This window comes from Bradyrhizobium sp. USDA 3315, from assembly GCF_054056795.1.
On record NZ_JBSRYP010000001.1, the window covers coordinates 5,800,877 to 5,821,537 of the forward strand.

Consider the following 20,661-nt stretch of genomic DNA (forward strand, 5'->3'; position numbering starts at 1 on the left):
CAGGTCTGGTAACGCTCGGCCGGGCTTGCGGTGCTGGCGCCAGCATACCAGATTCAGGAAGGCGCCGCCTCGGGCAATCCGGGGCGGCGCAGGCATGCTTCGCCCCGCGTCAGAGCGAGAAGGTCACTGCGGCGGGTCCGCAGCTCAGGCCGGCCGTGTTCGGCACGGCCGTGTCGCTGGTCCAGTTGTCCTCGCCGTCAGTGGTCTTGTACAGGAACTGGCCGTCGGGTCCCTGGTGCAGGACGTACAATGTGTCGTTGAACACGACCGGCGCGGCATTGCCGAAATTGCCCGGCGTGTCGGGGACCTGGCGGTCGGCTCCCCAGCTGCCAATGCCGTCGAACCGCTTGAAGAAGAGGCCCGTGGGGTCGTTGAAGAACAGGTAGATCCAGTCCTTGTAGGAAGCCGCGCCCGGACCGTTGCTGAGGCCTTCCGTGCCGGCAACCGGATTGCTTCGCCAGGTGCTGCGGTCGAAGGTCGCGTACCAGAAGCGGTTCATGTTGCCGGGTTCGCTATAGCCGGGCCCGCGGCCGAACACGTAGAGCGTGTCGCCGCGCACGGCCGCGGCCGGGGTGTCGACGTTCTGGTAGGCGACGGAGATGAGATGGTTGGTTCCGGATGTGTTGATCTCGGGTCCGAAGCTGGTGCCGTCGTAGGTCTTGTACATCAGGTCGGACTGGCCGGGATTCGAGTACAGCAGATAGATCAGGCCGTCATACACGGCGGCCGCCACTCCTCCGCCGACGCCGGCCATGTTGGGCACCTGGGCTGCCGCCGTCCACAGCTCGCCGTCATAGACTCTGTAATAGAGGGACTGGTTGATCGGATAGAACACATACAGGTTGGTGTTGAAGACGACGGCTGCCGGCGTGTTGCTGATCCAGGTGTTCCCCGGCATCGGGACATCGCCGCTCCAGGCCTCGCCGTTGAAGACGTTCGTAAAAAATTGCGGACTGTTTCCAACGCCCTTGTGCAGGGAAAACAACCAGCTCTTCATTTTGGAAATCCCCCATGGCGACGAGACGCCGCCTCTGATCAGCGGTGTAGATTGGATCGACGTGCGCAGGATCGATTGGAATGAACTGATCGTACGCCTGCGCCCGTCGTGTTCTACGTCCGATTCACCGACGGTTGTGTGAAGCTGTTCACTCACCCTGGAGGAGGAGACCATATATGTCGTGCGCAGACTGAGAATCGAGGCCGCGCAAGGCACGCCGCGACGTGAGTGGCGACTTGTCGGAAGACGGACTTCGAGGAGATGAGAGAAGCGCGAATAGCGAATGGATGCTTTCCGATTAGCTATTCGCTGCGCCCTATTCGCTCTTCGCTGCGGCGAATGCCGCGCGGACCTCCTTCACCGGCGCCATGTCGCGGACGAAGCTGAATGCGCCGTTGTCCTTCATCTCGCGGGCACAGCGCAGGAACGCAGCCAGCGCGTGGCGCTGCATCGCGCCGCCGACGCTGATGCGCTTGACGCCGACGGCGGCGAGTTGCTCGACGGTCAGGGTCGGATCGGCAAAGCCCATCACGAGGTTGAACGGCTTGTTGATCGATGACACCACGGTCTTGATGGTGGCGAGATCGTAGAGGCCCGGCGAATACAGCACGTCGGCGCCGGCGGCCTCGAACGCCTGTAGCCGCTTGATGGTGTCGTCGAGGTCCTTGCGGCCGTGCAGGAAGTTTTCCGCCCGCGCCGTCAGCGTGAACGGGAAGGGCAGCGCCCGTGCGGCCTCGACCGCGGCCTGGACCCGCTCCACGGCGAGCGTGAAATCGTAGATCGGGCGCTGCGGGTCGCCGGTCGAGTCCTCGATCGAGCCGCCGACCGCGCCGGCCTCGGCGGCGAAGCGGATCGCCTCGGCCGCGAGCTTCGGCATGTCGGCGCCGCATTTTTCCAGATCGGCATTGACGGGCAGGTCGGTGGCCTCGGCGATCACCCGGCAATTCTCGATGATCCCATCGAGGCTGACCGTCGAACGGCCGAGCGTATTGGCGAGCCCGAGGCTGGTGGTTGCGAGCGCCTCGAAGCCCATGGATGCGAGCAGCTTCGCCGTTCCGGCGTCCCACGGATTTGGAATGATGAAGGTGCCGGGCCGCTGATGCAGCTCGCGAAACCGTGCTGCCTTGTCCGCCTGGGTGCGCATGTGAACTCCTGCTGTTGTCAAAAGCGACTGAAAGCAGCGATAGGGCGGTTTCGCCCATCAGACAAATTTGTTATTTCTCTCGATATCATCAGCTTTTTGCATGGGAGAGCGATGGACAGCGACGCGCTCAACACGTTCCTGGTGGTGCATCGGCGCGGCGGGATCTCGCATGCCGCCAAGGCGCTGCACCGCTCGCAGCCGGCGATTTCGCGGCGCATAGCGCTGCTCGAGCAGGAGCTCGGGGTGCCCCTGTTCGAGCGGATCGCGGGCAAGACGCGGCTGAGCGATGCCGGGCGGGTGATGGTGCCCTATGCCGAACGGGCGGTGGCGGCGGCGCAGGATGCCGAGAACGCGGTGCGCGCGCTGCTGCGCGACAATTCCGGCCCGGTGGCGCTGGCGGTGACCGGTACCCTCGCCGGCGAGCGGCTCTCGAACGTATTGAAGCGCTTTGCCCGCCGGCACCCGGACGTTGCGCTGACGCTGCGCACCGCGACCAGCGCCGAGGTCAGCGACCTGATCCGGCGCGGCGAGGCGACGATCGGGTTGCGTTACGACCGCGACCGCTCGCGCGACCTCGATTGCGAGGTGCTGTTTGCCGAGCCGCTCGGGGTGGTCTGCGCGCCGGACCATCCGCTGGCGGGACGCCGGGTCGGCAAGCTTGCCGATCTCAGGGATGAGCGCTGGATCGCCTTCCCGGAGGTGCCGGGACGCCGCGAAATCACCGCCTCGCACGTCTTCGCCCTGTTCCTGACGCACGGGCTCGGCGAGGTCGCCTGGACGCCGGTCGACAGCCTGACGGCGCAGAAGCGGCTGGTCGAGGCCGGGCTCGGGATCGCGCTGCTGTCACAAAGCAATGCGGCGGAGGAATTGGGTAGCTCGAGGATCGCGACGATCCGCGTCGGCGATCTCGCCGCAAGTCACGAGGTCGTCGCCGTGACGCGGCATGGCGGCTTCCTTAGCGCCGCCTCACGCCGTCTGTTCGACATCCTCCGTGCCGACTTCACCAAGGCGAGGGGCACAAATACGTCGCGCCGGAACGGTGTCCGGCGCGCGTAAAAGTCGACTTGGTAGGGTGTACCGGGAACTCAGCTTCCCGCCTTGACCTGGGCCGCGGCCACCGCCAGCAGCTCGTCCATCTTGGCGCGGATATCGCGCTCGGTGACGGCCTGGTCCTTGGCGGAGAGGTCCTTCAGAACCTTGTGCAGCACGTCGTTGTCGCCGGCTTCCTCGAAGTCGGCGGCGACCACTTCCTTGGCATAGGCGCTGGCGGCATCGCCCGTGATGCCGAGCTTCTCGGCGGCCCACAGGCCAAGCAGCTTGTTCCGGCGGGCTTCAGCCTTGAACTTCTGCTCCTCGTCGAGGGCGAACTTCTTCTCGAAACCTTCCTCGCGTTTGTTGAATTCGCTCATGGCTGAAGTTCCAATTCCCTTGCTGAATGAGGGCCGCCGCGCGTTGCGGCAACCCCGATGCCTGCCTAGATAGGTGGGAGGAATCGGCAAGACAACGAGCCGTTAAGCCGCAGGCAAAACTGGCGGAATCGGCCCTTTATGATAGGGCGGTATAAGTGCCCTCAAGGGGGCACTATCGATTGTGCTGGATGGGCCAATCGGATAGGTTGCCAACAGGCATGGTTCTTGTTCTGTTTCCAGTTGGATTGCCCAGGTTCCAGGCCTCCGCGGCAGCTCCGTCGTGGGTCGTAACCCCAAGTCATCCGGAGCACCCAAATCCATGGATTTCAACAAAACACGGTACATCCCAATGAGCCGTCGACGCCGTATTTATGAAGGCAAGGCCAAGGTGCTTTACGAAGGCCCCGAGCCGGGAACCCTGATCCAGCACTTCAAGGACGACGCGACCGCGTTCAACGCCAAGAAACACCAGGTGATCGAGGGCAAGGGCGTCCTCAACAACCGGATTTCGGAGTACCTGTTTCAGCACCTCAACGACATCGGGGTGCCGACCCACTTCATCCGCCGCCTCAACATGCGCGAGCAGCTGATTCGCGAGGTCGAGATCGTGCCGCTCGAGGTGGTGGTGCGGAACGTCGCCGCCGGCTCGCTGTCGCAGCGGCTCGGGATCGAGGAGGGCACCCAGCTGCCGCGCTCGATCATCGAGTTCTATTACAAGAACGACCAGCTCAACGACCCCATGGTGTCGGAAGAGCACATCACCGCCTTCGGCTGGGCGACGCCCCAGGAGATCGACGACATCATGGCGCTGGCCATCCGCGTCAACGACTTCCTGACCGGCCTCTTCCTCGGCATCGGCATCCGCCTCGTCGACTTCAAGATGGAGTGCGGACGGCTGTTCGAGAACGAGATGATGCGGATCATCGTCGCCGACGAGATCTCGCCGGACTCCTGCCGGCTGTGGGACATCAAGTCGAACGAGAAGCTCGACAAGGACCGTTTCCGCAGGGATCTGGGTGGCCTGCTCGAGGCCTACACCGAGGTCGCCAAGCGGCTCGGCATTCTGATTGAAAACGAGCGGCCGGCCGGTAGCGGCCCGGTGCTGGTGAAGAGCTAAGGTGAAGGGACGACCGTGAAGGCACGTGTGACTGTGACATTGAAGTCGGGCATCCTCGATCCGCAGGGCAAGGCGATCGAGGGTGCGCTGAAATCGCTCGGCGTCGACGGCGTCGCCAGCGTTCGCCAGGGCAAGGTGTTCGACATCGAGCTCGCCGCGACCGACAAGGCCAAGGCGGAAGCGGCGCTGAAGGCCGCCGCCGACAAGTTGTTGGCGAATACCGTGATCGAGAATTATGCCATCGAACTGAAGGCGTAAGGGGCGAGCAAATGGCCGACGTGACGATGGAGCTGATGTTCGAAGTGATGAAATCGGTCCAGGCGCGTTTGGCTCAGGTCGACGGCAAGATCGATGAGTTGAAGCAGGAAATGCAGGCATCGCGAACGTCTCAGAATGGTATCCGCCAGGAAATTACCGGCGTGTTCCAGGAGATTTCCGGTATTCACGCGACGCTGGTTCGCCACGAAGGGCGTCTTGACCGCATAGAGACACGTCTCGAATTGAACGAAGTACCAACTCCATGAAATCAGCCGTCCTCGTCTTCCCCGGCATCAACCGCGAGCGCGACATGGCGCGCGCGCTCAAGCTCGCATCCGGCAATGAGACCGCGATGGTCTGGCACGCCGAGACCGCGCTGCCCAAAGGCACGGACCTCGTGGTGGTGCCCGGCGGCTTCTCCTATGGCGATTACCTGCGCTGCGGCGCGATCGCAGCGCGCGCGCCGGTGATGGACGCGGTGCGCGACTTCGCCGCCAAGGGCGGGCTCGTGCTCGGCGTCTGCAATGGCTTCCAGATCCTCTGCGAGTCGGGGCTGCTACCGGGCGTGCTGATGCGCAATGCCGGGCTGAAGTTCATCTGCCGCGACGTGCATATGCGCGTCGAGCGTTCCGACACGCCGTTCACCCGCGGCTACAATGCCGGCCAGGTGATCCGCGTGCCGGTGGCTCACGGCGAAGGCAATTACGAGGCGGACGAAGAGACGCTGAAGCGGCTCGAAGGCGACGGGCGGGTGCTGTACCGCTACTGCTCGCCGGAGGGCGTGGTCGACGAGGCCTCCAATCTGAACGGCGCCGCGCATTCGATCGCCGGCATCGTCAATGAGCGCGGCAACGTGCTCGGCATGATGCCGCATCCCGAAAACCACGTCGAAGAGATCATGGGCTGCACCGACGGCCGCGGCCTGTTCGCAGGCCTGGTCCAGCAGTTCGAAAAGGCGGCGTAATCACCATAGCGTTTTCGAGCGAAGTGGGGACCGGTTCGCGTGAAGAAAACGCGTCAGAATAAAATGCTGCGGCGGTGGTGCGTTGCCGCGGCTGCGGCGCTTGTGCTTGCGACGTCGGCCTACGCCCAGGACTTCCCGAAGCGTCCGATCACGATGATCGTGCCGTTCACGGCCGGCGGCACCTCCGACGTGATCGCCCGCGCGGTCGCCGACCAGATGAGCGCTGCGCTCGGCCAGAGCATCATCATCGAGAATGTCGGCGGCGCCGGCGGCTCGACCGCGCTCGCCCGCGCCGCGCGCGCCGAGCCGGACGGCTACACCATCGCGATCGGCAATGCCGGCACCAACGCCGCGACCTACACGATCTATCCGAAGCTGCCGTTTATGCCTGACTCCTTCGCGCCGATCGCCGTGGTCGCCAAGACCTTCGGCATCGTCGCGCTGCGCAAGGATTTTCCGGCCAAGGACCTCAAGGAATTCATCGACTACGCCAGGAACAATCCGGGCAAGGTCAATCTCGGCCATGCCGGCGTGGGCTCCTCGAATTACCTGATCTGCAAGAGCTTTGTTCATGCCGCCGGCATCGACGTGCAGCTGGTCGGCTATCGCGGCGCAGCGCTTGCGCTGACGGACGCGATCGGCAGCCAGATCGACGGCGTCTGCGATGCCGCGGCCTCGGTGTCGCAGGCGATCGACGACAAGCTGGTGAAAGCGGTCGTCGTTGGCTCGACCGTGCGGCTGGCCTCGCTGCCGGAACTGCCGACCTCGGCCGAGGCCGGACTGCCCGAGTTCGAGGCGCAGGGCTGGAACGGCCTGTTCGCGCCGAAGGGCACACCGCCCGAGATCATCGCCAAGCTCAACGCCGCCGCGCGCACCGCGGTTGCGAGCGAGGCGGTGAAGAAGCGCTTCGCCGACCTGTCTACCGTCGCCCCCGACGCCAATGAGCTCGCGCCCGAGGCGCTGCAGCAGCTCGTGACCCGCGACGTCGCGAAATACCGCACGCTGCTGGCGGACGATAAGAAGTAGAGGGTCATCGTCGCTGCGTTGGCTCTGCCCTCGACGCGGTCGCCGAGGCGGCGAGCCTTGCGTCAGCCGCTCGCCAGACTGGCCTGAAATTTGCTGGTGATCTCCCGATCGATCAGGACGGGAGCGCATCATGCTCATTCGCAAGGCTCACTGCACGATTGCGTTCCTATGCGCGCTGCTGTGGTCGCATTGGGCGATGGCCGAGACCACGTTGCGCATCGCCATGACGGCGTCCGATATCCCGACGGCCACCGGGCTGCCGAATAACGGCTTCGAAGGCATGCGCTTTCTCGGTTATCCGATCTTTGAAGGTTTGGTGCTGTGGAATCTGAGCGGAACCGACCGCTTGGCGACTTTGCGTCCCGGACTCGCGGAGAAATGGGAACAGGACCCGGTCGACAACAAGACCTGGATTTTCCATCTGCGCCAGGACGTCAAATTCCACGATGGTACCGATTTCAATGCCGATGCCGTGATCTGGAATCTCGATCGCTACTTCAACAGCGAGAGCCCGCAATTTGAGCCGCCGAGTTCGGCGATGTCGCGGGCGCGGGTCCCGGTGATGGGCAGTTACCGGAAGATCGATGACGCAACGGTGGCGATCTCGACGACGAAGCCGGCATCCTATTTTCCCTATATGGCGGTCTATCTTCTGTTCACCTCGCCCGCCTCATTCGAAAAGGCCGGCCGCGACTGGGCCAAGGTCGCGACGTTGCCGGCTGCCGGCACCGGGCCGTTCCGCATCACCAGGATTGTGCCGCGGCAAGAGGCAGATCTGGCGCGTTGGGACAAGTATTGGGACACGAGCAAGACAGCAAAGGTCGACAATGTCGTGTTGCTGCCGATCCCCGAGGCCAATTCGCGGCTGGCCGCCTTGCGTGCCGGCCAGGTCGACTGGATCGAAGTGCCGCCGGCCGATGGCGTCGACTCGCTGAAATCCGCCGGCTTCACCATTACCACCGGCTCCTATCCGCATGTCTGGCCGTGGTTCTACAACATCGGCGCCGCCAACAGCCCGTTCAAGGACGTCAGGGTTCGCCAGGCCCTGAACTACTGCATCGATCGGGACGGGCTGGTGTCCCTGCTCAACGGGACCGCAGAGCCGTCGGTCGGCTGGCTCAAGGCCAGCGATCCCGATTTCGGCGCGCCGGTCAATCACTACAAGTTCGATCCGACCAAGGGCAAGGCGCTGCTTGCCGAGGCGGGTTACACGTCGGCGAAGCCATTGGCGTTCAAGGTGCTGATCTCGAATTCAGGCTCGGGGCAGATGCTGCCCCTGCCGATGAACGAATTCCTGTAGCAGAACCTGAAGGAAGCCTGCGGGGTCGATGTGGAATTCGACGTCATCGAGTGGCAGGTGCTTCTGACGGCGGCCCGGGCCACGCCCGACAGCCCAACTTTGCGCGGCGCCATGGCGCTCAATATCAGCTCGCCTTCGTCGGACGCCGGCGTGATGGCGCGCTATTTCCTGGCCGCCAATTTTTCACCGAACGGTTTCAATTTCGAGCAATGGAAGGACGACGAGTTCGAAGCCGCACTCAAGACGATTTCGGAAGCGACCGATCCGAAAGTGATCTCGGCGGCTTACCGCAAGGCGCATGAGCGCCTCGTCGACGATCCGCCCTGGCTCTATATTGTCCACGATCTGAACCCTCGCGCGATGAGTCCGAAGGTGAAGGGTTTTGTGTCGCCCCAATCGTGGTTCGTCGACCTCACGCTGGTCAGCGTGCAATAAGCCGGGATCCAGCATCGTCGCCCGCATGGCTGCGCCCGAGTGCGAGCGAAGCGGTGAAGAAGCGATTCGTCGACCTGTCGACGGTCGTACCCGACGCCAATGAACTCGCGCGCCGAGGTGCTGCAGCAACTCGTGACCCGCGACGTTGCGAAGGACGACAAGAAGTAGCATTTCTGCGGCGTGCAACGCCCTGATGCGGACACAGTCCGCGACGAGCCTGAGTTCAGGTCTGATCGGGGAAAGCGGCCATGCGCCGTGTGATCTTGCGTTGCTGCGCCGGCATGGCGCTTGCTTGGCTGGTTGCCGGCCCAGCAGCCGGCGAACAGGCTACGTTGACTTATCCCCCCTGGACGAAGTTCTGCATAGCCGACACCTGCATTGTCGGGCGAGAGGGGCGATCGAAGATAGAGAACATAGACTGCGGGGCAGTCGTGGCAGCCGCGCTGATCGCGCGCACCGGAGATTCCAGGAAGACGTTGCGCGTTTTCTTGCCGACCCGGGTGATAGTCGAACGTGGTGTTCGGATCATTATCGATCAGGGACAAGCGATTGAGCGGCCCTACGCGGGCTGCTTTGCCTACGGTTGCACGGCTGACTACGACGCCGGACCGGAAATGGTCGACCAGCTCAAGCAAGCGCATGCGCTCACTCTGGAAGCCTTCGATAAGGCCAATTCGCCGATCAGCCTGACCGTGCCGCTCGCCGGATTCGCTGATGCCTACGATGGACCCGCACAAGAGACGAAGGTCATCGAGGAGGTGCTTTCGGCGGAGGAAAAGCAGGCGAGATCGGAGCGTGCGAAGCGCGCCGAAGAGGAGCGCAAAGCGCGCTGTGAAGCGAGATAGGCGACCGCAAATAGCGGGTCTGTCAGATTCGATGAGCAGCAGCTAAAGCCTGCGCAGCCACCGTTTGACTGCTTCGCCCGGCACCGTCATCGCGGCGACGCCGGCCATGACCAGCACGAGGCCGAGCGCGAGATTCGACGGCACGGATTCCCCGAGCAGGATCACCGACAGCGCGACGCCGATCGGAATGCGAAGATAACCTTGCGCATTCGTCGTCAGCGTGCCGAGCCGCGTCAGGCACATGTAGAACAGCATCAGGCCGAACGCGCTGGAGAAGATGCCCATCACGACGGTGGCGACCAGCGCCTGCGGCGTCGGGTGCAGGGTCCAGGGATGGTCGACGATCAGGGCGACCGGCAGCAGCACGGTGCCGCCGAACAACAGCGAGCCGGCCGCCACGACCATCGGATCATAGTCCGACAGCCGAAGCCCGAAGATCGTGGCGCAGGCGAACGAGACGGTGGCGAGCAGGATCGCGATCTCGGCGAAGATCTCCTTGCCGAAGCCTGAGAGTGCGTCGAGGCCGATGATCGCGACCGTGCCGGCGAGGCCGAGGATCGCGCCGACCAGCTTGAGCAGAGAGGCCGGCTCGTGTCGCGTGATCGCCCAGGTGATGAGGAAGGCGAAGATCGGCGTCGTCGAGGCCAGCACCACGGTGTTGGATGCCGGCACGTAAAGCTGCGCCCAGGTGATCACCAAAAACGGGATCGTGGAGTTGATGGTCTGCTGGAAGGCGAACAGCTTCCAGGCCTTGAGGTCGGTCGGGATGCGGATGCCGCGAATGCGCAGCACGATGAGCAGGAAGGCGGCGGCCACCAGCGAGCGCGCGGAAATGAAGGTCACCGGCGGGATCGAGCCGAGCCCGATCTTGGTCAATGGATAGGTAGAGCTCCAGCAGCAGGCGAGCGCCAGCAGCAGCGCATAGTCGCGCCAGCCGCGCGCGCCCGGCGCTGGCGTGGGCGAGGTGGGCACTTTCTCGGGAGCCGTCACGCCGCCCGTTTTCGCTGTGCTCTTCGGCACCTTGATTTGGCTCCCTTCGCGCATTGGCGCGCGAAGCAGCAATCTAGCGCGGCGGCGCGATGCAAGGCTAGGGTATTGAATTTACGCCGATATCCCGCTTGGAGGAATTGGCGGGCTGCGTCTGTGGGACTGAGGCTGGCGTCGTCCGGGTGCCAATCCGACGCCTCCGGCGTATGCTACCGTTTTGTGACTTGGCCCACACGGGCGTCTGGCTCGTCCTGCTAGGCTCAACAGCATGACGAAGCATTTCAAATTACCGATCATTTTCACTGCACTCGTCGTCGCAACGCAATGCTTTGCTGCGGAGACCAAGGGCGCGGGCTCAACCTTCGTGTCGCCTGTGATGGCGAAATGGATCGATGCCTACAAGGCCAAGACCGGCAACACGGTCAGCTATCAATCGGTGGGCTCGAGCATCGGCGTCGGCCTGATCAAGAAGGCCGCCGTCGATTTCGGGACGAGCGATATGCCGCTCGATCCGAAAGAGCTGGACAGGCTCGGCATGGTGCAATTCCCGATCGTGATCGGAGGCGTCGTGCCGGTGGTCAACATCGCGGGCGTCAAGCCCGGCCAGATCCAGTTCACCGGACAGCTGCTCGCCGACATCTATCTCGGCAAGGTCAAATCGTGGAACGATCCGGCCATCCAGGCGGTCAATCCCGATCTGAAGCTGCCGCGCACGGCGATCACCGTCGTGCATCGCCTCGATGGGTCGGGGACGACGTTCAATTGGTCGAACTATCTTGCGAAGGTCAGTGCGCAGTGGAAGGCAAGCGTCGGAGAGGGCTCGTCGGTCGAGTGGCCGGTAGGGCTCGGCGGCAAGGGTAATGATGGCGTCGCCTCGCTCGTCAGTTTGATTCCCGGGGCGATCGGCTATCTCGAATATGCCTACGCGCTGCAACGGCTTGACCGGATTTCCTTCGGTCTGGTGCAGAACAGTGCCGGCAATTTCGTCACTCCGGACGCCGCATCGTTCCAGGCTGCGGCGTCGAGTGCGGACTGGACGACGACGCAGGATTTTTACCAGGTCCTCACCAACGCTCCCGGCGAGGACGCATACCCGATCACGGCCACGACCTTCGTCCTGATGCACAAGCAGCCGAAATCGCCCGACGGGTCGGCTACCGCGATCGACTTCCTGCGCTGGTCATTGCAGAGCGGCAAGCCGCAGGCTCAATTGCTCAACTACGTTCCCCTGCCGGCCACGCTGGTCGAGCAGATCGAGCAGTATTGGCAGCATAATTTCGAGGCGCTTACGGCGTCGGCAGCGGCGTCCGGAAAGCGGACTGATCGGTAGACCACGCGGATACGCTACTTAAATCCGATCACCATCGAATCCGGGCCAACGAGCGGTTCGACCCGCGTTCGGGAAAATCCGACGTCGCGCATCCAAGCCTGACAGTCTTCGCCTGTGTAGTCAAACCCACCGGCGGTTTCGATCAGCATATTCAAGCTCATCAGAAGCCCGAAAGCGTTTTCGCGGCGATCGTCATCGATGATGGCGTCATAAACAATGATTGCGCCACCTTTCGGAAGCGCATCGAATGCCTTGCCGAGAAGCGCCCGTTTCTTGGCAAGGTCCCAATCATGAAGGATGTGACCCATGATGATGACGTCAACCTCCGGCAGCGGGTCCTCGAAGAAGTTTCCTCGCCGAAACCGCACCCGATCCTCCAGCCCGCGCTGAGCGATAAATTCCTCGAACACCGGCTTGACCGCGGGAAGGTCGAAGCCGATGCCGGTGAGGTGCGGATGGTCGTGTGCGAGCGTGGCAGGCACCATGCCCTGAGCCGAACCGAGATCCATGAAAGTCTTGTACTCGCTCCAAGGGAACTTGCCGGCAATAGCATGCGCCGCACCCGCGCTTATTGCGCTCATCGCGGTCAGAAATCCCCGCAACCGATCCGGATCGGCATACAACGCCGCAAATAAGTCTTCTCCTCCGCCCTTGCCCTCGTTCTGCAATTCGCCGCTGCGCAGGGCCTCCGTGAGCGATCCCCAAAAGCCATAGAGCCGGGCATTCGCCATCTCCAGAATGCCTCCGATGTAGGATGGCTTGGCGCGATCGAGATACAGGTCCGTGTCCGGGGTGTTGCTGTAGATGCCGTTCTCGCGCTCAAGCAATCTGAGCGCCACCAGCGAATCGAGGAAGTCGCGGGCCGATCGCTGATGCAACGCAAGCGTCCTTTGCAGCGTCGGCAGGTCAGCGGGGCCATCGGCCAACGTACTGAACACGCCCAGTTCGACGGCGCTCAAGAGCGTTTTGGACGCCCAAAAGCCCAGACCAATCTGCATAATATGTTCCGGTGTTGCCGCGCTCATGACTTGATCCCAATTGGTTGTCACTGCTGGTGCAGCCGGGTGAACATGTCGCCCCTGGTTCGGGCCTGGTGCGCCGGGAGGGTGGCAGGGGTTCACCACGGCGTCATTTCAAATAACGGCGAATAAATTTGATTTTGACACTTCCGTTCGGTGAACGCCAGTGGCGCAGGATTGGCGAGAACGAATCAGCGATGGACGCCGCTCCGGCGTCCATCGCGTGAGCTGTGCCTGAAATGCCGGACCATGCTCTAGCGCAGGACCTGGCCCAGCACCTCGCCGTCGACCTGCTGCGGTGCCGAACCGAGGATCCGCATGATGGTCGGCGCCACGTCGATATTGCGCATGTGCCGCACCACGGAGTCCTTGCGGATCTGCGGGCCCGCGGCGATGAACGTCGCGCTCATCACCGGAAGCTCGGGGTCGTGACCGTGGGCGCCATAGAAGTTCGGCATCGACAGCATGGTGGTTGCCGCGTTGAACGGCGCGTCGCCCTGGCGCGCGACGCCAGGGTTCTGGATGCCGTCGAAATTGTAGCCGGGCGCCATCAGCGCGAACACGTCGCCATAGTCCTGGCCGATGGTCTTGCTCATGCATTGTCCGGTTCCGGCGTCGCATTGCAGCGGCCGGGTCTCGACGACGGTGAAGATGCGCTGGTCCTTGAGTGAGTAGTTGAAGCGGGCATTGGGGTCGACCGCGTTCTTCACCGCGTCAGTGATCTGCGCCACCAGGGTGCGGTAGGTCGCCAGATCAACGGTGCCGCCGAGCTCGCGGTTCTGCAGGTTGATGTAGATGTCGGCGGCGGGGCCGGAGGTGCGGATCCCGACCTTGCTGGTGTCGATCCCGGCGTTGCGCAGGATGTTGGTGAGATTGACCGAGGTGTGGAACGGCGCGAAGCCGTGGTCCGACACCACGATCACGTTGCTGTCGCGGCCCGCCGCATCGGCGATCTGCTTCACCGCCTTGTCGGCCGTCTGGTAGGCGAAACGGATGTAGGACGCGTAGCGCTTGACCTTGGCAGCATCCTGGTTGGCGCCGATCGAATTCGGATCGGTCGGGTTGGTGCCCTGGCGGGGATCGGTCAGCAGGAACTGGTGCTCGGAGCCGTCGGGCTGCTCGATATAGACCATGACGAGGTCGGCGTCCGGATGGGTCTTGATCGCGCGCTCGCCGATATTGGCCTGGTAGCGCACGAAGGTCTTCACCATGTCCTCGAACATCGTCTCGATCTCGACGTCGGAGAAGCTGGTGAAGCCGGGGCTCAGGCGCTCCGGAATGCGGAAGTCGGCCTGCGGACGCCAGAACCCGATGTTGTTGTTGATGTCGTCGACGTCGGCGAGCACAGGCGTATTGCGCGGGATGTAATTGGCGCCGTAGCGGGCGAAGCGCACCACCGAGAGATCGGGAGACAGCGCAGAGACGAAGTACGCGGCACCAACCTTCGCCCCGCTGCCTTCAAAGAAGAACGGTGCGTTCTCGCCGCCGAACTTGACATAGGCCGGTCCGGTCGACGGCGCGTGGAACGGTCCTGCGGTGATGCCGCGGTTGGCGTCGAAGAACACCAGCGTGTCGTAGTTCACCTTGCGATCGTTGGTGGTGTCGATCGCGGCGACGCGGATCGAATATTTGACATCGAGCGTCGAGGCATTGGTGCAGGTCGCGGTTGCCGCGGCCGAGCAGGAGAACGTCTCGATCGGTGCCGAGGTCACCAGCACCGGGCTGAACGAGAAATGGCCGGCAGCCTGCAGCGCCGTCACGATGCTCGGGTCGGCCGTGAAGTCGCCTCGCGACAGCGAGAAGCCCTGGGCCCCGATGCCGCCGAACGCGCCGAACGGGACCGTGAAGTCGGTGATGCGGGTCGGCTGGGCCGGCTGCACCACGGTCTTGTTGATGGAGATGTCGGCGCCGTCGCCGCCGGGCCAGGTCGCCGTGACAACCTTCTTGCCCTGCTGGCGCAGCTGCACCCACAACGGCACCGCGGTCGGGTGCGGCGACGGCCCGAGCGGATTCTCGCTGTAGCCGCCGATCGGCGCCGCAAAGCCGCTGATGCTGCCGGAGATCGGCCCGACGATCGGCTCGAACGTGTTCGAGGGGATGTCGTTGTGGACCGCCGTCGAACCGGTCGCGATGGCAATATGCGACACCGCGGTGAGCGACGGTGACGCCGTCACGTTCTGCAACGCCACTGCGCCGCGTCGGCTGAGCCGGGCGAGGCCGCCGTCGCGCGGCAGTACGCCTTCCTCGATGAATTTCTGGATGAAATCGGGCTTGGCACCGTCAAGCGAGATCATCACCACGCGCGGCTCGCGGCCGTGATGACCGCCGTCATGATCCTGGTCTTGATCCTGATCATGACCGCGAGCATCGCCAACGCCGCGATCACCATTATCGCCGTCTTGACCGGCGCGCACCGGAGTTGCAGTCCACACCAGCGATGCGACAAGCGACATCGCCGTCGTAACGGAAACGAACGTCTTCAATTTCATGAGAATGCCCCAACTTCGCTGCGCGAACGCACAAACGGAAACCGTTCAGCAATCTTCGGGGGCTTGCCTGACGCGCATGTGACGCGCGCGCGACGACGCAACGACAGTGCGTCGATGCGTCACAACCGCAGTTCGTATTGCCTCACGCGAAGAACGCGCGTGAACACAACGCGCTAGAGCTGTGCTGTCGATTCAATCCGTGGCGATGTAACGGCTGGATGACGGCGTGCGTCCACAGACGTCACACGCTTTACGCCGTTGCCTGCGCCGGCGTCCTGCGCTTCACCCGCTTGATGGTGCCGGAGAAGGTGAACAGCGGCCGCTCCGCCGATGTCAGCATGCCCCGCACGAAGATCAGCGACATGCCGGCGCGGGTGACCTCGCCGGTGCACTCGATCAGGTCGCCCTCGCGGGCGGCGTCGAGGAATTCCGAGGCGAACGACACCGTGACGCCGGGGCCCTGCAGCACCGAGCCGGCGAGCGCGAACAGGCAGTAATCCGCGAAGGTCATGAAGCAGCCGCCGTGGACGTTGCCGGAGCCGTTGAGATGCTTCTTGCCGACCCGGAACGCGCAGGTGATGCGGCCGTTCTCGTCCATGCGGTGGTAAAACGGGCCGGTATGGGTCTCGAAATTGTCCCGGGTCCAGGTTCGCCAGCCGGCGAATTCGCCCTCGGTTTCGACGTGCAGGTCGGGGCGGCGGTTGAATGCAGTTTTGGCGAGCTCGTTCACGAAATATGGCCTTCAATTATCGGGTTCGGGTCCTTAAATCCGATCCATCCCCATTGTGCAAATCCCGGGAGCAGATCCCGGGCCGCGGTCAGCTGCCGCAAAGCTCTGGACAGGCCGGAAATGGGCCCTAAAAGGCCTTTTCGCCCCCGTTCTATCTACCTATTAAGGGTCCCATGAACGCGCCCAAGAACGACCCCAAGAACGAGCCCCAAATCACCCCCGAACTCGTCGCCGCCCACGGGCTGAAGCCGGACGAGTACGAGCGCATCCTGAAGCTGATCGGGCGGGTTCCGACCTTCACAGAACTCGGCATCTTCTCGGCGATGTGGAACGAGCATTGCTCGTACAAGTCGTCGCGCATCCATCTGCGCGGGCTGCCGACCAAGGCCCCCTGGGTGATCCAGGGCCCCGGCGAGAATGCCGGCGTGATCGACATCGGCGACGGGCAGGCCGTGGTCTTCAAGATGGAGAGCCACAATCACCCGAGCTACATCGAGCCCTACCAGGGCGCGACCACCGGCGTCGGTGGCATCCTGCGCGACGTCTTCACCATGGGCGCGCGGCCGATCGCCTGCCTGAACGCGCTGAGCTTCGGTGCGCCCGAGCATCCCAAGACCCGGCATCTGGTGTCCGGCGTGGTCGCGGGCGTCGGCGGCTATGGCAATTCCTTCGGCGTGCCGACGGTCGGCGGCCAGGTGCGTTTCCACACCCGCTATGACGGCAACATCCTGGTCAACGCCATGGCGGTCGGCCTCGCCGACGCCGACAAGATCTTCTACGCGGCGGCCTCCGGCGTGAACATGCCGATCGTCTATCTCGGCTCCAAGACCGGCCGCGACGGCATCCACGGCGCCTCGATGGCCTCGGCCGAATTCGACGACGCCTCCGAGGAGAAGCGCCCGACCGTGCAGGTCGGCGATCCCTTCGCCGAGAAGCTCTTGCTGGAAGCCTGCCTCGAGATCATGGAAAAGGGTTGCGTGATCGCGATCCAGGACATGGGCGCGGCGGGCCTGACCTGCTCGGCGGTCGAGATGGGCGCCAAGGGCGATCTCGGCGTCGAGCTCGACCTCAGCGCGGTGCCGACCCGCGAGACCGGCATGAGCGCCTACGAGATGATGCTCTCGGAGAGCCAGGAGCGCATGCTCATGGTGCTGAAGCCTGAGAAGGAAAAAGAGGCCGAGGCGATCTTCCGCAAATGGGGGCTCGATTTCGCCATCGTCGGCTACACGACGCCGACCAAGCGCTTCGTCGTCAAGCATGCTGGCGACGTGATGGCCGATCTGCCGATCAAGGAGCTCGGTGACGAGGCGCCGGTCTACGACCGTCCGCACGTCGCCTCGAATGCGCTGCCGGTGATCCGCGGGCAGGACGTCAAGCCGCCGCTCGGCATCGCGGAGGCGCTGGAAAAGCTGATCGGCACGCCCGAGCTGTGCTCGAAGCGCTGGGTGTGGGAGCAGTACGACCACGTCATCCTCGGCAATACCATGCAGCGCCCCGGCGGCGATGCCGCGGTGGTTCGCGTCGAGGACGGACCGAAGGGCCTTGCGCTCACCGTCGACGTCACGCCGCGCTATTGCGAGGCCGATCCGTTCGAGGGCGGCAAGCAGGCGGTCGCGGAAGCCTGGCGCAACATCACTGCGGTCGGCGGCCGGCCGCTCGCGATCACCGACAATCTCAACTTCGGCAATCCGGAGCGGCCCGAGATCATGGGCCAGTTCGTCGGCTGCCTGAAGGGCATTTCGGAGGCCTGCCGCGCGCTGGACTTCCCGGTCGTGTCCGGCAACGTCTCGCTCTACAACGAGACCAACGGCCGCGGCATCCTGCCGACGCCCTCGATCGGCGGCGTCGGCCTGCTCGACGACTTCACCAAGTCCGCGACCCTGGCGTTCAAGGCGGCCGGCGAGGCGATCCTTCTGGTTGGCGACACGCAGGGCTGGCTCGGCCAGTCGGTCTATCTGCGCGACGTCTGCGGCCGCGAGGAGGGCGCTCCGCCGCCGGTCGATCTCGCCGCCGAGAAGCGCAATGGCGACGTGGTGCGCGGCATGATCCATGCCGGCACCGCGACCGCGGTGCACGACGTCTCCGACGGCGGTCTTTTGATCGCGCTCGCCGAGATGGCGATCGCCAGCGGCATCGGCGCGCAGCTCATGGCGGCGCCATCCTCGATCGTGCCGCATGCCTACTGGTACGGCGAGGATCAGGCCCGCTACATCGTCACCGTGCCGGCCGCCGACGCAGGCCTCGTGCTGGCCAAGATGAAGGGCGCCGGCGTGCCCTGCGCGCGCATCGGCACCACCGGCGGCGACGCGATTGCGGTGGCTGGGGAGTCGCCGGTTGCGGTCGAAAGCCTGTCGCGCGCCTTCGAGCACTGGCTGCCGAACTACATGCACGGCACTGCCGCCTGATCCGGCTGGATCAGGCGCCGCGAGCAACGATTCAATGGCGCGATGAACCCATCATCGCGCCATTTCTATTCCGAACGTGATCCCTTCGGATCATGCCTTATGTCGCGCCGCGGACCGCGCGCCAGGCAAAGATGATGATGCAGGCGCCGATGAAGCCGGCGACGAGATAGCTGAGCCAGCCTCCGCCGAGCGATACGCCGAGCAGACCCAACAGCCAGTTCGCCAGCGCGGCGCCGACAATGCCGAGGATGATATTCATGAAGATGCCGGTTCCGGATTTCATGAACATCTCGGCGAGCCAGCCCGCCAGTCCGCCGACGATGATGGCGGCGATCCATCCAACTTGAGGGTCGTTCATCTCAGGACTCCCTAGGGTCAAGCAGTCCGGCCAGCATACCTGAGAATCACCTGGCGGGATGTGACCAAAGGCAGGTTGTGCGCAACTTGTCGGCCGCGAAAATGCCGTCAGCCCCGCCGCTTGCGCCGTGCCCGGCGTTCGGCTGCGGTGATCAGGATGCGCGGGCCCGGCCCCTGGGCGCCGAGCTTGTCGTCGCAGTTGCGCAGCGGGCAATCGGTCACCGACAGGCAGCCGCAGCCGATGCAGTTGAACAGCTTGTCGCGGAGGTCGGTGAGATCGTTGATGCGCTGCTCCAGCGTCTCGGTCCAGGCCCGCATCGCGCGCTCCCATTCGCGCACGGTCGGCGCGCGATCGAGCGGGATCGCGGCGAAGGTCTGCCTGATCTCTTCCAGCGGGATCCCGGCGCGCTGCGCGATCCTGATCACCGCGATCCGCCGCAGCACCCCGCGCATGTAGCGGCGCTGGTTGCCGCCGGTGCGGCGGCTCGCGATCAGTCCCTTGCTCTCGTAGAAGTGAAGGGTGGAGACGGCAAGTCCGCTGCGCCGCGCCACCTCGCCGACTGAAAGCTCCTGCGCAAGCGTCATTGCAAATCCTGGATTAGAAGTCCTGCAAGCTCCCAGCCTTGACCTCAACCATACTTGAGGTTCTATATCAGTTGCGGGCTTGCAGGGGCAAGCTTCCGGCCGACACGCCGGGGTTCGTTCTTGGAAGCAATATGCCGTCCGCATCATTTTCGTCGCGCCGCTGGCTCGGGCTTCGTGCCAGGCCGTTCGGCATCACCGTTCTGTTGCTCGCCTGTGCCGCGGCCGGCTTGTTTGCCTGGCGCGCAGGCGGATCCAGCGCCTCGGCCAAGCCCACCGCCGAAGCCCCGCCGACGCCGGTCGCGGCGATGGTGGTGCGGACCGAAACCTTGCCGCGCTCGATCGAGGCGATCGGTTCGCTGCAGGCGGTGCGTCAGGTGATTCTGGCGCCCGAGGTTGCCGGCCGCGTCACCGCGATCAATTTCGATGCCGGCATCGATGTCGCCGAGGGCGCGCCGCTGGTGCAGCTCTATGACGCGCCGCTGCGCTCCGCGCGTGCGGTTGCGGTCTCCAAGGGACGTTTCGCGCAATTGCAGGAGAAGCGTTCGCAGGGCCTCGCTCCGTCCGGCTTCGTGACCCAGGAGACGCTGCAGCAGCGGCAGGAGGATCTGAAGCAGGCCGACGCCTCGCTCGATCAGCTCGATGCCCAGATCGCGCAGATGACGATCCGCGCGCCGTTCGCGGGCCAGGTCGGTCTGCGCAAGGTCAATCTCGGCCAATACGTCAATGCCGGCGATGCGCTCGCGACGCTGACCGCGCTCGACCAGCTCTATGCCAATTTCACCGTTCCGCAGCAGCGCCTGTCAAATCTGAAGGTCGGAGGCGCGGTGACGATCCGTACCGATGCTTTCCCCGATCGGGTGTTCGAGGCCAAGATCAACGCCATCGAACCGCAGGTCGCCGAGGACACCCGCAATGTCCTCGTGCAAGCCCTGTTTCCTAATCCCGACCGGCTGCTGCGGCCGGGCCTCTTCGTGATGGTGAACGTCGTGCTGCCGCCGCAGGCCGACGCCATCGTGGTGCCGGTCACCGCGATCCAGACCAGCGCATCCGGCGAGAGCGTGCTTGTGGTGCGCGACAACAAGGCGGTCGGCGTCGCCGTGAAGACCGGGCAACGGATCGGCGAGCGTGTCGTGGTGGAGCAGGGGCTTGCGCCCGGCGATCACATCGTCACCGCGGGCCAGCTCCGCGTCATGCCCGGCGCGGCCGTCCAGACGACCATGGCGGAGACGCCGGAGAAGGGGCGCTGACCCGCGAGCGGTAGGCG

At 64.2% G+C, this 20,661-nt stretch carries 21 protein-coding genes; 12 read left to right on the top strand and 9 right to left on the bottom strand.

Annotated features, from left to right (window positions below):
* Nucleotides 1-109: 109 nt before the first annotated feature.
* The gene (locus ACVIYL_RS26940) at nt 110-997 is read right to left on the bottom strand and encodes a hypothetical protein (protein ID WP_456780261.1); all 888 of its coding nucleotides are present in this window, start codon (nt 995-997) and stop codon (nt 110-112) included.
* 316 nt (nt 998-1,313) lie between these two features.
* Nucleotides 1,314-2,141, bottom strand: coding sequence for an isocitrate lyase/PEP mutase family protein (locus ACVIYL_RS26945; RefSeq protein ID WP_456780262.1), 828 nt, complete (start codon nt 2,139-2,141; stop codon nt 1,314-1,316).
* A 111-nt stretch (nt 2,142-2,252) separates the two neighbouring features.
* Between ACVIYL_RS26945 and ACVIYL_RS26950 the strand changes: the two genes are divergently transcribed.
* Nucleotides 2,253-3,197, top strand: coding sequence for a LysR family transcriptional regulator (locus tag ACVIYL_RS26950; protein ID WP_253589906.1), 945 nt, complete (start codon nt 2,253-2,255; stop codon nt 3,195-3,197).
* Nucleotides 3,198-3,226: 29 nt separating this feature from the next.
* Here the strand turns inward: ACVIYL_RS26950 and ACVIYL_RS26955 are convergent, their stop codons facing one another.
* Nucleotides 3,227-3,550 carry a DUF1476 domain-containing protein gene (locus tag ACVIYL_RS26955; protein ID WP_057018385.1) on the bottom strand — a complete coding sequence of 108 codons (324 nt, stop codon included), beginning with the start codon at nt 3,548-3,550 and terminating at the stop codon, nt 3,227-3,229.
* Nucleotides 3,551-3,899: 349 nt separating this feature from the next.
* On the opposite strand from ACVIYL_RS26955, the gene purC reads away from it, so the two are divergent.
* The 8 genes from purC (at nt 3,900) to ACVIYL_RS26995 (ending at nt 9,495) form a co-directional block, all read left to right on the top strand.
* Complete coding sequence (gene purC, locus ACVIYL_RS26960; protein WP_016843454.1) at nt 3,900-4,667, top strand: phosphoribosylaminoimidazolesuccinocarboxamide synthase; 768 nt, start codon at nt 3,900-3,902, stop codon at nt 4,665-4,667.
* Nucleotides 4,668-4,682: 15 nt separating this feature from the next.
* A complete protein-coding gene (gene purS / locus ACVIYL_RS26965) occupies nt 4,683-4,925 on the top strand; it encodes a phosphoribosylformylglycinamidine synthase subunit PurS (protein ID WP_057018386.1) in 243 nt (80 codons plus the stop codon).
* 11 nt (nt 4,926-4,936) lie between these two features.
* Nucleotides 4,937-5,191, top strand: coding sequence for a hypothetical protein (locus ACVIYL_RS26970; protein ID WP_057018387.1), 255 nt, complete (start codon nt 4,937-4,939; stop codon nt 5,189-5,191).
* Entirely contained in the window at nt 5,188-5,889 is a 702-nt protein-coding gene (purQ, locus tag ACVIYL_RS26975; RefSeq protein WP_057018388.1) for a phosphoribosylformylglycinamidine synthase subunit PurQ, read from the top strand. The genes ACVIYL_RS26970 and purQ overlap by 4 nt, the downstream gene beginning before the upstream one ends.
* A 63-nt stretch (nt 5,890-5,952) precedes the next feature.
* Nucleotides 5,953-6,915, top strand: coding sequence for a tripartite tricarboxylate transporter substrate-binding protein (locus ACVIYL_RS26980; RefSeq protein WP_253609965.1), 963 nt, complete (start codon nt 5,953-5,955; stop codon nt 6,913-6,915).
* A 130-nt stretch (nt 6,916-7,045) separates the two neighbouring features.
* Nucleotides 7,046-8,215 (top strand): ABC transporter substrate-binding protein, encoded by a 1,170-nt coding sequence (locus ACVIYL_RS26985; RefSeq protein ID WP_456780263.1) that lies wholly within the window; start codon nt 7,046-7,048, stop codon nt 8,213-8,215.
* 30 nt (nt 8,216-8,245) lie between these two features.
* Nucleotides 8,246-8,650 (top strand): periplasmic substrate-binding domain-containing protein, encoded by a 405-nt coding sequence (locus ACVIYL_RS26990; protein ID WP_253607939.1) that lies wholly within the window; start codon nt 8,246-8,248, stop codon nt 8,648-8,650.
* A 248-nt stretch (nt 8,651-8,898) separates the two neighbouring features.
* Entirely contained in the window at nt 8,899-9,495 is a 597-nt protein-coding gene (locus ACVIYL_RS26995; protein WP_456780264.1) for an invasion associated locus B family protein, read from the top strand.
* Nucleotides 9,496-9,537: 42 nt separating this feature from the next.
* On the opposite strand, the gene ACVIYL_RS27000 is transcribed toward ACVIYL_RS26995, so the two are convergent.
* Complete coding sequence (locus ACVIYL_RS27000; RefSeq protein ID WP_253607941.1) at nt 9,538-10,515, bottom strand: DMT family transporter; 978 nt, start codon at nt 10,513-10,515, stop codon at nt 9,538-9,540.
* Nucleotides 10,516-10,750: 235 nt separating this feature from the next.
* Between ACVIYL_RS27000 and pstS the strand changes: the two genes are divergently transcribed.
* On the top strand, nt 10,751-11,812 hold the full coding sequence (pstS, locus tag ACVIYL_RS27005; protein WP_253607942.1) for a phosphate ABC transporter substrate-binding protein PstS: 1,062 nt from the start codon (nt 10,751-10,753) through the stop codon (nt 11,810-11,812).
* A gap of 14 nt (nt 11,813-11,826) precedes the next feature.
* Here pstS and ACVIYL_RS27010 read toward each other — a convergent pair whose 3' ends face one another.
* The 3 genes from ACVIYL_RS27010 to ACVIYL_RS27020 form a co-directional block, all read right to left on the bottom strand.
* Entirely contained in the window at nt 11,827-12,837 is a 1,011-nt protein-coding gene (locus ACVIYL_RS27010; protein ID WP_456780265.1) for a methyltransferase, read from the bottom strand.
* A 248-nt stretch (nt 12,838-13,085) separates the two neighbouring features.
* Nucleotides 13,086-15,320, bottom strand: a complete 2,235-nt coding sequence (locus ACVIYL_RS27015; protein WP_456780266.1) for an alkaline phosphatase family protein — start codon at nt 15,318-15,320, stop codon at nt 13,086-13,088.
* A 250-nt stretch (nt 15,321-15,570) separates the two neighbouring features.
* Nucleotides 15,571-16,050: a PaaI family thioesterase gene (locus ACVIYL_RS27020; protein WP_092088532.1), complete on the bottom strand. Its 480-nt coding sequence runs from the start codon at nt 16,048-16,050 to the stop codon at nt 15,571-15,573.
* Nucleotides 16,051-16,223: 173 nt separating this feature from the next.
* Here ACVIYL_RS27020 and purL point away from each other — a divergent pair, with 173 nt between their 5' ends.
* The gene (gene purL / locus ACVIYL_RS27025) at nt 16,224-18,455 is read left to right on the top strand and encodes a phosphoribosylformylglycinamidine synthase subunit PurL (protein ID WP_456780267.1); all 2,232 of its coding nucleotides are present in this window, start codon (nt 16,224-16,226) and stop codon (nt 18,453-18,455) included.
* Nucleotides 18,456-18,552: 97 nt separating this feature from the next.
* Here the strand turns inward: purL and ACVIYL_RS27030 are convergent, their stop codons facing one another.
* The gene (locus tag ACVIYL_RS27030; protein WP_016843463.1) at nt 18,553-18,813 is read right to left on the bottom strand and encodes a GlsB/YeaQ/YmgE family stress response membrane protein; all 261 of its coding nucleotides are present in this window, start codon (nt 18,811-18,813) and stop codon (nt 18,553-18,555) included.
* A 107-nt stretch (nt 18,814-18,920) separates the two neighbouring features.
* Nucleotides 18,921-19,397 (bottom strand): redox-sensitive transcriptional activator SoxR, encoded by a 477-nt coding sequence (gene soxR, locus ACVIYL_RS27035; RefSeq protein WP_057018397.1) that lies wholly within the window; start codon nt 19,395-19,397, stop codon nt 18,921-18,923.
* 131 nt (nt 19,398-19,528) lie between these two features.
* Here soxR and ACVIYL_RS27040 point away from each other — a divergent pair, with 131 nt between their 5' ends.
* A complete protein-coding gene (locus tag ACVIYL_RS27040; RefSeq protein WP_456780268.1) occupies nt 19,529-20,644 on the top strand; it encodes an efflux RND transporter periplasmic adaptor subunit in 1,116 nt (371 codons plus the stop codon).
* Nucleotides 20,645-20,661: the final 17 nt, after the last annotated feature.

Excerpts from the sequence above, each read along its gene's own strand:
- ACVIYL_RS26940 (WP_456780261.1), bottom strand. The coding sequence starts at position 997 with ATGAAGAGCTGGTTGTTTTCCCTGCACAAGGGCGTTGGAAACAGTCCG.
- ACVIYL_RS26945 (WP_456780262.1), bottom strand. The coding sequence starts at position 2,141 with ATGCGCACCCAGGCGGACAAGGCAGCACGGTTTCGCGAGCTGCATCAG.
- ACVIYL_RS26950 (WP_253589906.1), top strand. The coding sequence starts at position 2,253 with ATGGACAGCGACGCGCTCAACACGTTCCTGGTGGTGCATCGGCGCGGC.
- ACVIYL_RS26955 (WP_057018385.1), bottom strand. The coding sequence starts at position 3,550 with ATGAGCGAATTCAACAAACGCGAGGAAGGTTTCGAGAAGAAGTTCGCC.
- purC (WP_016843454.1), top strand. The coding sequence starts at position 3,900 with ATGAGCCGTCGACGCCGTATTTATGAAGGCAAGGCCAAGGTGCTTTAC.
- ACVIYL_RS26970 (WP_057018387.1), top strand. The coding sequence starts at position 4,937 with ATGGCCGACGTGACGATGGAGCTGATGTTCGAAGTGATGAAATCGGTC.
- purQ (WP_057018388.1), top strand. The coding sequence starts at position 5,188 with ATGAAATCAGCCGTCCTCGTCTTCCCCGGCATCAACCGCGAGCGCGAC.
- ACVIYL_RS26980 (WP_253609965.1), top strand. The coding sequence starts at position 5,953 with ATGCTGCGGCGGTGGTGCGTTGCCGCGGCTGCGGCGCTTGTGCTTGCG.
- ACVIYL_RS26985 (WP_456780263.1), top strand. The coding sequence starts at position 7,046 with ATGCTCATTCGCAAGGCTCACTGCACGATTGCGTTCCTATGCGCGCTG.
- ACVIYL_RS26995 (WP_456780264.1), top strand. The coding sequence starts at position 8,899 with ATGCGCCGTGTGATCTTGCGTTGCTGCGCCGGCATGGCGCTTGCTTGG.
- pstS (WP_253607942.1), top strand. The coding sequence starts at position 10,751 with ATGACGAAGCATTTCAAATTACCGATCATTTTCACTGCACTCGTCGTC.
- ACVIYL_RS27010 (WP_456780265.1), bottom strand. The coding sequence starts at position 12,837 with ATGAGCGCGGCAACACCGGAACATATTATGCAGATTGGTCTGGGCTTT.
- ACVIYL_RS27015 (WP_456780266.1), bottom strand. The coding sequence starts at position 15,320 with ATGAAATTGAAGACGTTCGTTTCCGTTACGACGGCGATGTCGCTTGTC.
- purL (WP_456780267.1), top strand. The coding sequence starts at position 16,224 with ATGAACGCGCCCAAGAACGACCCCAAGAACGAGCCCCAAATCACCCCC.
- ACVIYL_RS27030 (WP_016843463.1), bottom strand. The coding sequence starts at position 18,813 with ATGAACGACCCTCAAGTTGGATGGATCGCCGCCATCATCGTCGGCGGA.
- soxR (WP_057018397.1), bottom strand. The coding sequence starts at position 19,397 with ATGACGCTTGCGCAGGAGCTTTCAGTCGGCGAGGTGGCGCGGCGCAGC.
- ACVIYL_RS27040 (WP_456780268.1), top strand. The coding sequence starts at position 19,529 with ATGCCGTCCGCATCATTTTCGTCGCGCCGCTGGCTCGGGCTTCGTGCC.